Raw genomic sequence first — 13,791 nt, 5'->3', positions numbered from 1 at the left:
TAACTCGTTCTATTTGCTACATTTATTTCATAAATTATGGATAGAGTACAACAGCGAAGAGGGGGAGTGCGACATGATTTATCGCTTACTAGCTCTTAACATAGATGGGACACTACTATACAACAACGGAAAAATTGCAAAAGGATTAAGAGAAACAATTGAATTTGTGAAAAGAAAAGACGTATACGTTACATTATTTACGAGCCGTAATTTTCAGTCTGCTCATAAAGTAGCAAAGGCTTTAAAATTAGATTCTATATTAGTGACACATGGCGGTGCTTTCGTTTCAGCAACGTTAGATAAGCCGTACGTTCAAAGAAGGTTATCGGAAGAGAAGACGTTTAACATTGTGCAAGTGTTAGAGCACTTCGATTGTAACGTCCGCATTTCTCATGAACGGTTTTCAATCGGAAATCGGGAGAGAAATACACCAAACTTAATTGCGCGTACTGTATTATCGAGTGCAGATCCGTTATTTTATCCGGTTCAATTTGTAGACTCGTTAGGTGATGCGCTTCGTGATCATCCAGTAGCTGCTCCGAAAATTGATGTGATTTTCCAAAGTAAAGGTGAAAAAGAACGAGGGCTAAATACATTACGAAAAGCATTCCAAGATATAGAGTATATTGAGTGTGATTCAAAACGAATAGAAATCTTGCCGCAAAATGTATCAAAATTACGCGGATTACAATTGCTTGGAGAGCATTTAAATATTTCGCTAAACGAAATGGTTGCGATTGGAGATAGTTTAGAAGATCTAGAAATAATTGAAAATGTAGGGCTCGGAGTAGCAATGGGAAATGCACCTGTAGAGCTAAAACAAGCAGCTGACTGGATTACACGTTCAAATAGTGAGAACGGTGTAGAGTATATGATTAAAGAACATTTCCGTAAGCAATTTCCGCTTCCATTTTTGAAGAATCATAAAAATACACCGAAACGATGAAAGAAAAACGTAGCTTTTTGCTACGTTTTTCTTTTGGTTTTATCCTAAGGTTGAAAGCGTTTTACTCGAGTTAATTGTGTCTGAAATCTATACAATTCACTTGAATCCTTTAGAAAACTGTTGTAAAGTGGATGATGTTGCCAAAAAAGTTACACCACATGAAATATTCTTCAGATTAATTTTATTGAGCTCCCATAAGTAAAAACATTTCCGCATGATAGTTTCGTTCACGTATTATTTCAAAAATGAATTGTAGTAATGTTATTAATTCGTTGTAGAGTTTCTTTGGTTTATTTAAATGGATTATTTTAAGTTAATGTGAGTAAGGCTTGGTACATATGAAATGAGCTTCTTTTCATAAATTTAGGAATCATAAAAGGGGGAATGAATTTTTTGAGGAAATCATTTAATCAAAAAATAAAAAAATTAAGTAGTAGTTTTATAGTTATGTTACTAGTATGTATGAATTTTTTAATCCATTTACCAGATAAAGCAGAGGCAGCTACAACAGAGTTAAAAGGTTTAGGTGATGTATCTTATTACAATGCAATCATTTTTGGAGATCATAGTGCAACGAGTGCGGATATTGAGGGTGCGATGGCTATTCAAAAAAATATGAACGCATCAAGTTATACAGTCTTAGCGGCTGCAACTGGAGCGAATAATTTAGCTGGAGCGACATGGGTAGAGGAAGGATATCCATCATTATTACTAGGTGGTCAATTTACGAAAGCGGGAACAGGACAAGTAATTATTCAAGATGGAACAGTGGCGATGACAAAAGATGGTGATCCAGAAGGGGCAATGAAATCATCATATGACCGTATCTCTTATAAAGAGCAAGCGGAGATTGATGCTAAATTTAAAGAGTTTAGAAAAGATGTTGATAGCGTAATTGAGGATGCGGGCCAATTACACACTGATAAACCAAAACCTGGTATGACTTTTGGAATCGGTGAAGATGTAAATAACCCTAATATTTATGTTTCTTCAGGCCAAAATGGAAAGAAAACATTTAATGTAAGTGATGTTTATCTTCCAAATGTAAGTAACAAAGATTTTATTGTTATTCATTCAGATGCAGAAGAAGTTAATTTTGGTGGCGGTGCAATCCTGTATGATACGACAGATAAGGGCGGGTTCACATTAGTTAATACCTCTCAAGCATATGACCCTAATTCCTTCTTTACTGAGTTAGCTAGTAAAGTCATTTGGGTGTTCCCTAATGCTAAAAAGATAACAACTAAAGGATATGGTGTAGTAGGAAGTGTATTTGCACCTAATGCAGTTGTAGATACAAAGGGTGGATCTATTAACGGACAAGCCTATGTTGGTGGATTACACCAAAGAGATGGATTTGAGGTTCATAATTTTAAATTTAACTGGCCAAAGTGGAAAAAGCCGGCAGCTGAAAAAGGAAATTTACAAATTAAAAAAGTTGATGAAAACGATGAAAACATTGTTTTAAAAGACGCAAAATTTGATGTTATAGACAAAGATAATAATGTTGTGGCTACTGTTACAACAAACGAAAAGGGTATTGCGGAAGTTAAAGATTTACCATTTGGTGATTATTTTGTAAAAGAAATTAGTGCACCAGAGGGATATATAAAAGTTGATACACCAGTAAAAGTAACAATTGATAATACAAACGTAATGAAAATTGTTATGAAGAATACGAAAAAAGTAGAAAATGGTCAATTTAAATTATTGAAAAAAGATAGTGAATCTGGTCAACTTTTACCAGGTGCAAAGTTTGATGTTATAGATAAAGATGGGAACGTTGTCGAAACAATTATTACAGATGGTAAAGGTGAAGCTTTATCAAAACAACTTCCAGTTGGAACATATACATTAAAAGAAGTTGAAGCACCAAAAGGTTACGAACTATCATCTAGTTTAGTTCATGTTGATGTAGCTGCTAATAATACAGTGACTGTAGATGTGTTGAATAAAAAAATTGTTGAAAAAGCTACAGGTCAATTCGAAATCGTAAAAGTAGATGCAGAAGATAAAACGAAAGTATTATCAGACGCAGAATTCGAAGTGTACAAAGATGGTAAAAAAATAGAGACATTACGAACAGACAAAACAGGTAAAGTAATCTCTCAGAAATTAGAGCCAGGAAAGTACACATTAAAAGAAACGAAAGCACCACAAGGATATAAGTTGTTAAAAGAAGAAATTGAAGTCGTTGTGGAAGCGAACAAAGTAGTACAAGTACAAATAGAAAACGCAAAAGAACTAGGAAGCTTACAAGTAATCAAAAAGGATGCAGAGAGTGGAAAAGTTCTACAAGGTGCAGAATTTAAGCTAAAAAATGAAACTGGTCAAGTAGTTGGAGAAGGGAAGACAACGAATAAAGATGGCGTTGTGAAATTCGAAAACTTAGTGCCAGGAAAGTACACGTTAGAAGAAACGAAAGCGCCAGAAGGCTATAAAGCAGTAGAAGTAAAAGTGGAAGTAAACGTAGTAGCGAATGAAGTAGCGAAACGAGAAGTATTGAATGAAAAAGTGAAAGAAGAAATTACAGGTCAATTAGAAATTACAAAAGTAGATGCTAATGATACAGGTAAAACATTAGCTGGCGCAGTGTTTGAAATTTGGAAAGATGGAACAAAAATAGACACATTAACAACAAATAAGAATGGTAAAGCAATTTCTAAGAAGTTAGAACCTGGAGATTACATTTTAAAAGAAGTTCATGCACCAGAAGGATATAAATTATCTGATAAGGAAATTAAATTTAAGATTTCTAATGAAAAAGTAGAAGTTAAAAATCTTGAAATTACAAATGAAAAAGAACAAGAAAAAGGTCCAGAAAAACCAGGCGAAGAAACAGAAAAGCCAGGTGAAGAAACAGAAAAACCAGGCGAAGAGACAGAAAAGCCAGGTGAAGAAACAGAAAAACCAGGCGAAGAAACAGAAAAGCCAGGTGAAGAGACAGAAAAACCAGGCGAAGAAACAGAAAAACCAGGCGAAGAAACAGAAAAGCCAGGTGAAGAAACAGAAAAGCCAGGTGAAGAAACAGAAAAGCCAGGTGAAGAAACAGAAAAGCCAGGCGAAGAAACAGAGAAACCAGGTGAAGAAACAGAGAAGCCGGGTGAAGAAGTAGGAAAGCCTAACTTACCAGAAAAAGAGCAAGGCAGTTCCAATGATCAAAAACTTCCAGCTACAGGGCATAATACAAATTACCTTCCATTTATAGGTGTAATTCTTGTGTTATTAGGAATGCGTTTAAGATTTATGACTAAAAATAGCTAATAGATTTATAAAAGGCAGAAGAGAAATGTCATCTCTTCTGCCTTTAAGTTTTTAAATAGAAGAAATAAGGTAAAACCTTCTGTATTGACCTGCAAACGCCCTTCAAGTAAACTAAAGAGAGTTTGCAAATGAAAAGGTGATAATGTTGTTAATTTCAATTAAAACGCTACAAGATGATCGTTTTTTACGTCCGCTGCAAAATATTGGCGGCTTATTTTTTGAAGATAGTACGATTGGATTTGAACAAGAGGAAGCAAATCTTATTGTTGATATACACATTGAAGAGAATGTGAAAGCATCTGCTCGTTTAACAGATGTTGCTACTGGAAATGTGTATGAAGAAACTTTCGCAAAAGATTTATCTGCTTTCACAGATGAAAAAGAGCGTATGAAGCAAGTGAAGCACGTTGTTTCTTATGTATATCTTTCTGTTCTTCAGCAGTTAACTGGTCTTGAACAAAGTTGGGGCATTTTAACAGGAGTTCGTCCGACGAAACTCCTTCATAAAATGCTTCAAAGTGGTATGTCAAAAGAAGAAGCACACCAAGAACTTCGTGAAAGCTACTTAATTCATGAAGAGAAAATTGAACTTCTTCAGCGTATTGTTGATTGCCAATTAGCGGTAGTTCCGGATTTATACCGTTTGAAAGAGGAAGTAAGTATTTATATCGGTATTCCATTCTGCCCAACAAAATGTGCATATTGTACATTCCCGGCGTATGCAATTAACGGACGCCAAGGCTCTGTTGATTCATTCTTAGGTGGTTTACATTATGAAGTTCGTGAAATTGGTAAGTTTTTAAAAGAAAAAGGTGTAACAGTTACGACGATTTATTACGGCGGCGGTACACCGACAAGTATTACAGCAGAAGAGATGGATATGCTGTATGAAGAAATGTATGAAGCGTTCCCAGATGTGAAAAATGTGCGTGAAGTAACAGTTGAGGCAGGTCGCCCAGATACAATTACGCCAGCGAAGCTAGAAGTGTTAAATAAATGGAACATTGACCGTATTAGTATTAATCCGCAGTCATACCATCAAGAGACATTAAAAGCGATTGGACGTCACCATACTGTAGAAGAAACAATTGAGAAGTATCATTTAGCTCGTGAAATGGGAATGAACAATATTAATATGGATTTAATTATTGGTCTTCCTGGTGAAGGCTTAGATATTTTCAAGCACACGTTAGATGAGACAGAAAAGTTAATGCCAGAATCGTTAACAGTTCATACGTTATCATTCAAACGTGCTTCTGAAATGACGCAAAACAAACGTAAATATAAAGTAGCAGGTCGCGAAGAAATTACAGCGATGATGCACGAAGCAGAAGAGTGGACGCAAAAACATAATTACGTACCATATTACCTATATCGTCAAAAGAATATTTTAGGTAACTTAGAGAACGTTGGTTATGCAATGCCGACGCAAGAAAGTATTTATAACATTGTTATTATGGAAGAAGTTCAATCGATTATCGGACTTGGTTGTGGTGCATCAAGTAAATTTGTTCATCCGAAGACAGGTGCAATTACGCACTTCGCAAATCCGAAAGATCCAAAATCATATAACGATGGCTTCGTAAAATATACAGAAGACAAACTGAAAATTTTAGAAGAGCTATTTGTATAAGAAGAAAGAGGTTGTTCCATTTGGAACAGCCTCTTTTTTATTTTGTCAGTTTTTGTCGGTAAGTTGATATATTCGAAAAATCGCTGATATAAATTGAGTTGCGGTCGATATATTTTAAAAATCGCTGATATATTTCAAGTTGTGGTCGATATATTCGGAAAACCGCCGATATAATTTCACTTACCGCCAAGCGGCACTGATTGTAAAACTATGTCGATAATAATCAGAAAAATTAGTCAAATAATTGGAGGACAATGTCTACTTATAGACGAAATGATAGATTTATGAAAGAGAAAAGGGGGAAATTGTTGGCATGTACATGACGATAGGGAGAATATTTGATTTAGCTGTTGGTAAGTATCCGAATAAAGAGGCGTTAGTAGAGCCGGAAAAAAATATTCGCTGGACATATAAACAGTGGGATGAACAAATAAATAAAACGGCGCAAGCTCTATTGAAAGAAGGGGTAAGAAAGGGAGATACTGTATCTGTTTACTTATATAATTGCCGTGAATTTGTAAACGTTTACTTAGCTTGTGCGAAAATTGGGGCGATCTTTAACCCGATTAACTTCCGTTTAAAAGCAAAAGAATTATCGTATATCCTTCAAGATGCAGCCTCGAAAGTAGTAGTCTTTGAAAAAGCGGTTGAATCAACTGTTGCTATCATTGAACGAGATTTTCCAAATTCGTCTTTTTGGTACGTAGAAGACGATACACCTTCCTATGCTAGTTCTTACCATGAAAAAGTGAATGCGGCATCTTCTGACAAAGTAGATATCGAAATTGATGAAATGGATTATTGTTCTATGCTGTATACGAGCGGTACGACAGGTCATCCGAAAGGCGTATTGCATCGTCATCGTGAAATGACTGAGCATAGTATGATTTGTACGTATTTCTTAAAATATAATAGAGATAGTGCCGGACTTGTAGTAGCACCTTTATATCATTGCGGCGAGTTAAATGCTGGAATCATTCCGCGTATTCAAGTTGGTGGAAAGAATGTTATTTTACATCACTTTGATACGGATAGAGTATTACATACGATTCAAGAAGAGAAGATTACGACATTTTTTGCAGCACCGACGATGTGGAATATGTTACTGCAAAAAGATTTAACGCAGTACGATTTAACATCGATGAAGATTGGTATATATGGAGGAGCGGCAATGGCTCCAGCATTAGTGAAGGAATGTAAAGAACGTCTTTATATTGATCTCGTACAAATATACGGAATGACAGAAATGGGACCAGTTGTTGCGTTTCTTGTAGAAGAAGATCAAATTACGAAAGCAGGTTCAGCAGGAACACCGTGCTTTAGTCATGAAATCCGCATTGTAAAACCAAATGATGATGCACCAGCAGAACCAGATGAGGTATTACCTCCTTATGAAGTAGGGGAGATTATTTTACGCGGCCCAACTATGATGGCTGGTTATCATAACCGAGAAGAAGCAAATGCAAAATCGATGTATAAAGGATGGTATCACTCTGGTGATTTAGGTTATTTCGATAAAGATGGCTATTTATTCGTCGCAGATCGTGTGGATGATATGGTAATTAGCGGAGGTGTTAATATTTATCCACGTGAGATTGAAGATTTTCTACATAGTCATCCTGGTGTATTAGATGTTGCGGTGCTTGGTGAGCCAGATGAATTATGGGGAGAACGTGTTGTGGCTGTTGTTGTAAAGAAAGATGAAGCGATTACAGAAAATGATTTAGAAATATATTGTAAAGAAAGTGATGAATTAGCAGATTATAAACGTCCACGTCACTATTTATTTGTGGATGAACTTCCTCGTAATGCGAGTGGGAAATTACAGAAGTTTGTGCTGAGAGAGTCGTTGAAAGATGCGAAAAAATAGAAAGTGTGGGATGCACTATACCTATGTGATTTTCGCCTGTTTTTAAATAGACGAAGCAATATCTTTGTTCTTTTGTAGAGGTGGAGAATTAAGTGAAGGTCAATTGATCTTCACTTAATTCTCGTTTTTTCTTAATGAAGAGTGATTCGTGTATTTGAAGTAAGGTGAAAGAACAAAAGGGATGTAATGTATAAAAGAAAAGACACCCTAAGGTGCCTCTCTCCGACTTGAACCATTTTCATTTCATACGAATCTATCCGTATTACCCCTTTGTTATAAGTGTAAACACATACTATAAAACAGAATCGTCTATATACACTAGATTGTTAGTTCACAAAATATAAGAGATCTGAGATCAGTATCGGAGTAACGCCACATCCCCTATAATGATTGATATGTTACGCCTTTTAAAAGAATCTGCTTTATAGAACGTGTCCACAAGTTATATTTTACTACATGTAATATTCATTTAGTTTATTTTTTGTGAATATGTATAATTACATAAACTTCATGAGAAAAAGAGAGTATACTTTGGTGTTTTGTAATAAAGATAAAGCCCACCTACAAAAAATAGAGGGCTTTTCTTACTTCTTATAGATATCTATTCCAATTATATTATCAGATGAATCTAAACGAACATATACGTCATCTGACAAAAGGTGGGCATTATATATTCTTTGTTTATACGTTGATATCTCGAAGCATTTTCCATTTGATTCACATTCCAAAATAATCATATCTCCATGTTCTTTCCAATTTACTAATCTAGCAGTTGTATTCATTTTTAATCCTCCTCTAGATCATTTTATGTAAATTAATAGAAACAGTGTGAGGAAGGAGTTTATATAGTCAAAAAGAAAGGTGAAGATATTGAAGAGATGGTAACATAGTAACTTTTAAAAAACAAACAATTTAATTATATCTATAATAAGATTAATTAATACAACGTATTAATCTAACAGAAGGGAGGAATAGCCATACAATTAGTTTGTTTTAAAATAGTAAGTGGTCAATATTTCTTATTTGTAGAAGGTATCCAGATTCCTGTACCAATTCCAGCGGCTGCTGCAGCTCTATTAATTGGTCTAGGAATAATTCCACTTTGTTCTTAATATAAGGAATTTTAGCTGTTCTACCTTTTAATTGAAAACCCCTCAAGCATATGAATGCTTGAGGGGTTTTTACTGTTATAAAAATTGTTGAATTAAATGGGGTTCGCAACATTGTTTGATGGTCATGTTGGGATGCCCATTTTCTACTTTTATTTACGTGAAAATCCTTCTTCATCAAGGTATTCCGCAGCTTCTGGGTAAGAGTTGAATGTACCGTCTAAGTTTACACCAGCGTACACGTTCCACATATCATCCTCTTGAATAAGAGTTAGGATGTGGCCGTCTTCGTTCTTCCATTCTTCTTCTGCAGCAGGTTCCATTGGTGTAACAATTTCTTCTGGCTCCTGTGATAGACGTTCAATTACTTTTTCAATTAATGAACGCAGTTCTTCTTCTGAAAACTCACGGATGTTAATCATGCCTTTATCATCTGTTTTATAACCTTTAATGAAGCTTGCATATACAAAGCCGTTTCCGTTTGGATGTAAATGATATACAACGTTCTTTTTATCTAAACGACTTTCTTCAAAGTGAAAGTTCACGCGTTTTAATGATACGTTCTTTCTTTCTAATTCAGGGAAAGATTCAATAATCGATAATTTTTCTTCAAAAGTTAGCATAGTGCCTCCAAATATATAATAAAAGATTTAATTTATCTATTATAGCACAGTTACAATGGTTTCCAAAGATGCAGCGGAAGCTTACAATTGAATGCGTTTACGTCACGATACTGTAAAAAGTGGACTAACGAATATATTCTTTTAGGTGTACAATGGAACATGGACTTTATACAAAGGTGGTTTTTTTATGTTTCAAAAAATAGCAAAGGAATGTTTAGCAGGTTTTACTGTCGCAATTGTTGCGTTGCCACTTGCCATTGCATTTGGTATTGCTGCAACGGGAACGTCTGAAGGAGCACTAGTCGGATTGTATGGTGCGATTTTTGCAGGTTTATTTGCGGCGTTATTTGGTGGTACACCTGGGCAAGTTACTGGGCCAACTGGGCCGATTACTGTTATCGCAACAGGGGTTATTGCGACGCACGGATTAGAGGCGAGTTTTATAGCCTTTATGATGGCGGGACTGTTTCAAATTTTATTCGGTGTATGTAAGCTTGGTTCTTACGTGCGATATATTCCGTATTCTGTCGTTTCAGGATTTATGAACGGAATCGCATTAATTATTATTTTAGGTGAAATGAAGCATGTGCAAAATAGTTTTCTACTCGTCGTATTAACGATTATTGTAATGATTGTTTCTGGAAAATGGATTAAGGCTATTCCGTCTAGTTTAGTTGCATTAGTTGGTGTGACAGCTATGCTTCCTTTCATTTCTTCTGCGTTAGAAGGGCTTACAGTGAAGTTACCGTTTATCGGAAACTTGTCATTAAATAAGGTGATTGAGAAGATTGGAACGATTCCAGAAGCAATGCCGACGCTTCATATTCCATCTTTAAGTGGAACAGGCATCGCAGAACTTATTTTACCAGCGCTTAGTATTGCTTTATTAGGATCGATTGACTCGTTGTTAACATCGGTTGTAATGGATAATGTGACGGGTACACGTCATAAAAGTAATAAAGAACTGGTCGGACAAGGTATCGGTAATATGATGAGCGGATTGTTTGGTGGATTAGCAGGCGCAGGGGCGACTGTACGGTCTATCGTGAATATAAGAAGCGGTGGTAAAACGGCGCTTTCAGCGAGTATGCATAGTGTTATATTATTTATTTTCATTATGGGACTTGGGTCAGTTGTACAATACATTCCGCTTGCTGTATTATCAGGTATTTTAATTTTAACTGGTATTGGCATGTTTGATTGGGAAAGCATGAAGAAAATGCATGTAGCACCAAAAGGTGATGTCATTGTTATGCTTGTAACGATGGTTGTCACAGTGAAGTTTGATTTAATGATTGCTGTTGCGTTCGGTATTATTCTTTCGTTCATGATATACATGGTGAAATGTAAAGACCGTAAAGCTTCTATTGTAAAAGAAAAAGACGCGACATATAAAATTAAAGGCCCACTTTCATTTTTAACAGTGGATCGTGTTTTTCATACTTTACAAGACGTAAAGTCTCCAGTTGTTTTACGTATGAAAGATGTGCGCTATATGGATGTATCAGGAGCGATGGCATTGTTAAACTTTGTTGAGCAGTCGGATAAAGTAGGTGCGAGTGTGACGCTAGAACAAGTGCCTGCTCATATTGAAAATACGTTAGTAACGATGGCGAGTAATGAGCAGAAAGATAAATTACAGTTTGTAAAAGCTGAGGCTATATAAGAAAATGCTCTCGTATGAGAGTGTTTTTTTATTGTATTCAACATCTTTATATCACAATGTTTTGTGGTTATTGAAGTTTGTTAATCTTAGCATTATAGTAACATTCTAGATTAGGAACGTAATATTATAAAAATGTATATGAATTTTGAGAATTCCTTTTTTCAGAAGGAAAAGCTTTAAGCTAGAGGGGAATAATTGATGTACAACAGTTACCACACGGAGTGAAAATTGGGATTGTACGCTCAATTGTTGTTTCTTTTGAGAAAGAAGTTGTTTTATGAACAGAGTATAAGACAACGATTGGGAACATAATTGCAAAAATGGAACTTAAATCATTTCCAGCAAAGAACCATCCTCTTGAACCAATCTTTGAGTTCGGATAGCTTTGGAAATCTGTACCAGTTGCCATAGCCGCGATGATTGAAATACTTAAAATTAACGTTGCATATAAGAAATACGTAATGATTTTATGAAATACATATTCGTTATTTTTTAATTCTTTTAGTGCGATAATATATCCAAACAGTAGTACAATTGGATATACACTTTTCAAAATAAATTTCACTTCTTCTCCAAATGAAACTGGAGATTTGACCATTAAATTATTTATAAGGCCGATTGCGAGTACGATGCCAAAGAGACATAAGTAGAGAATATACTTTTTTGCACCGTGTTGTTTATGATGAAGAAGTAGATAACCTAATGCAAGAAGCATAAAGGCGAAACGGACTACAATTCCGACGGTTGCGCTCATGTGTAATATATAAATTGAAAAAGATGTTAATAGATCTAAAATTGGTTGAAACACAATGAATAGCAGTAGGAAATGCGGGAAGTAGTTATCCATCTGTTTTAACTTAGTAACCATATGTGCCTCCATTTCTTCATTCCTTTATTTCAGCACTTCTATATATAAATGGTAAATAGATGGAAAGTATCGATAAACCGACTTTAATTGCTATATTTTTTAACGGAATTGTATGTTTTATACGAGGCTATATACAAATTACGAGATTATTAGACAGAAAATTAAGAAAAAAGAAGGATTTTTCACCTGCTTTCTATAATTATATAAGTATAATCTTTATGTAGAAAAGAGGGGTATATATAATGGAAGTAACAAGTAAAACAGAATCTGTCATTGTGAAATATGAAGGGCACGTTGCAACAGTTATGGTCAATCGCCCAGAGGTGTTAAATGCATTAGATGAACCAACGTTAAAAGAGCTATTACAAAAACTGAAAGAAGTAGCGGAGAGTTCTGCACACATTGTTGTGTTATGCGGAAACGGCCGTGGTTTTTCTGCGGGTGGAGATATTAAATCGATGCTTTCAAGTAATGATGAAAGCAAGTTTGATGGCATTATGAATACTATTTCTGAAGTTGTTGTAACTTTATATACGATGCCTAAGCTTGTGATTAGTGCGATTCATGGACCGACTGCTGGTCTTGGGTTAAGTATTGCGTTAACAGCTGACTATGTGATGGCAGATATATCATCCGTTATTGCGATGAACTTTATTGGAATCGCTTTAATTCCAGATGGTGGCGGCCATTTCTTCCTTCAAAAGCGCGTCGGTGAAAATATGACGAAGCAAATTATTTGGGAAGGAAAGAAATTATCAGCAACAGAAGCGCTTGATATCGGTTTAATTGATGAAGTAATCGGTGAGGATTTCCAAACGGCTGTGAAGCAAAAAATTAGTGAATGGTCACAAAAGCCGATTAAAGCGATGATTCAAACGAAGCAAATTTTATGTGAAGTAAATCGTTCTAATTTAGAACAAACATTGCAACTTGAAAAGCGCGGCCAATATGCGATGAGACAAACAGCGGATCATAAAGAAGGCATTGCTGCATTTTTAGAAAAACGTTTGCCTGCATTTAAAGGGGAATAAAGTGAAATTTGAATTAATGGTAGTTTTACTGCCGGTTAATTTAAGGTAAAGGGGAGAAAGTGCTAACACATTTTAGTATAATTGTGTTAGCACTTTTTTTTTAGGAGTAATATATGAAGAAAATTATTGGTGTTATTGGCATGGTTGTAATAGCATATTATGCTTTACATAGTACACCATCTATGGCGGTGCGAACTGCATTGTTTTTTGAAGGACATCCAAGCGTTGCGTTTTCTGCCGAGGTGACGAAAGAAAAAGATGTGAAAAAAGAAGCAATTCCAGCTGAGTACCAAACTTTATATAGTAAGGAAGAAGAATCAGAGTACTATTTCTTTCCGCACGTAAGGGCACATGGATCAGGAATTGATATGCTTAGTGCGTGCGTGAAGAAAAAATGGTTTTTCTATAAAGCAGAGCTCGGATGTTATTAAATATGGGAGGTTGAATGATGTCAGCATATAACAAGTTAGTAAGAGATCGTGTTCCAGAGAAGATTTTAAGGTCTGGAAAAACATATACAGCACAAAAATTAACAGGACAAGCATACATACAAGCTTTAGCGAAAATTGGAACGGAAGAAATTCGTGAATTTGCTTCTATGAAAGAGCGTGAACATGCGCTAGATTCACTTGCGGATGCACTGGAAGTAATTATCTCTTTAGCGCGTGCAGAAGGTGCAACAATTGAAGATGTAGAAAGTCTACGAAAGCAAAAAGAAATAGAGCGCGGTGGGTTTGAAAGAGGCATTTATTTATTAGATGTGTCAGAAGAATAGTTTGAT

10 protein-coding genes and 1 pseudogene are annotated in these 13,791 nt (G+C 35.5%); 8 read left to right on the top strand and 3 right to left on the bottom strand.

The annotated features are described in order from the left end of the window. Positions 1–73 precede the first annotated feature (73 nt). The 4 genes from ACLBWW_RS20570 (at position 74) to ACLBWW_RS20555 (ending at position 7,713) form a co-directional block, all read left to right on the top strand. Entirely contained in the window at positions 74–946 is an 873-nt protein-coding gene (locus ACLBWW_RS20570) for a Cof-type HAD-IIB family hydrolase (protein ID WP_098079886.1), read from the top strand. Positions 947–1,339: 393 nt separating this feature from the next. Continuing rightward, positions 1,340–4,210 carry a SpaA isopeptide-forming pilin-related protein gene (locus ACLBWW_RS20565; protein ID WP_447614208.1) on the top strand — a complete coding sequence of 957 codons (2,871 nt, stop codon included), beginning with the start codon at positions 1,340–1,342 and terminating at the stop codon, positions 4,208–4,210. A 142-nt stretch (positions 4,211–4,352) separates the two neighbouring features. Beyond that, positions 4,353–5,843 carry a coproporphyrinogen III oxidase gene (locus ACLBWW_RS20560; protein ID WP_002007015.1) on the top strand — a complete coding sequence of 497 codons (1,491 nt, stop codon included), beginning with the start codon at positions 4,353–4,355 and terminating at the stop codon, positions 5,841–5,843. 313 nt (positions 5,844–6,156) lie between these two features. Then, positions 6,157–7,713 carry a fatty acid--CoA ligase gene (locus ACLBWW_RS20555; RefSeq protein WP_048545622.1) on the top strand — a complete coding sequence of 519 codons (1,557 nt, stop codon included), beginning with the start codon at positions 6,157–6,159 and terminating at the stop codon, positions 7,711–7,713. 584 nt (positions 7,714–8,297) lie between these two features. On the opposite strand, the gene ACLBWW_RS20550 is transcribed toward ACLBWW_RS20555, so the two are convergent. After that, positions 8,298–8,495, bottom strand: coding sequence for a hypothetical protein (locus ACLBWW_RS20550; RefSeq protein WP_048545620.1), 198 nt, complete (start codon positions 8,493–8,495; stop codon positions 8,298–8,300). A 479-nt stretch (positions 8,496–8,974) separates the two neighbouring features. Then, positions 8,975–9,445, bottom strand: coding sequence for a hypothetical protein (locus tag ACLBWW_RS20545; protein WP_048545619.1), 471 nt, complete (start codon positions 9,443–9,445; stop codon positions 8,975–8,977). A gap of 187 nt (positions 9,446–9,632) precedes the next feature. On the opposite strand from ACLBWW_RS20545, the gene ACLBWW_RS20540 reads away from it, so the two are divergent. Further along, entirely contained in the window at positions 9,633–11,111 is a 1,479-nt protein-coding gene (locus ACLBWW_RS20540) for a SulP family inorganic anion transporter (RefSeq protein ID WP_048545617.1), read from the top strand. A 256-nt stretch (positions 11,112–11,367) separates the two neighbouring features. Here ACLBWW_RS20540 and ACLBWW_RS20535 read toward each other — a convergent pair. Next, a pseudogene (locus ACLBWW_RS20535) lies at positions 11,368–11,979 on the bottom strand (O-antigen ligase family protein); the annotation flags it as partial. A gap of 242 nt (positions 11,980–12,221) precedes the next feature. Here ACLBWW_RS20535 and ACLBWW_RS20530 point away from each other — a divergent pair. The 3 genes from ACLBWW_RS20530 (at position 12,222) to ACLBWW_RS20520 (ending at position 13,785) form a co-directional block, all read left to right on the top strand. After that, a complete protein-coding gene (locus ACLBWW_RS20530; protein ID WP_000454176.1) occupies positions 12,222–13,010 on the top strand; it encodes an enoyl-CoA hydratase in 789 nt (262 codons plus the stop codon). 113 nt (positions 13,011–13,123) lie between these two features. Continuing rightward, positions 13,124–13,441: a hypothetical protein gene (locus ACLBWW_RS20525; RefSeq protein WP_048545615.1), complete on the top strand. Its 318-nt coding sequence runs from the start codon at positions 13,124–13,126 to the stop codon at positions 13,439–13,441. Between the two features lie 17 nt (positions 13,442–13,458). Further along, on the top strand, positions 13,459–13,785 hold the full coding sequence (locus ACLBWW_RS20520; protein WP_048545611.1) for a nucleoside triphosphate pyrophosphohydrolase: 327 nt from the start codon (positions 13,459–13,461) through the stop codon (positions 13,783–13,785). Positions 13,786–13,791: the final 6 nt, after the last annotated feature.

Source organism: Bacillus sp. M5A3_1b, from assembly GCF_053345335.1.
Note: the sequence above shows the minus strand (reverse complement) of the source record. Positions and strands in the feature narration are given on the sequence as shown.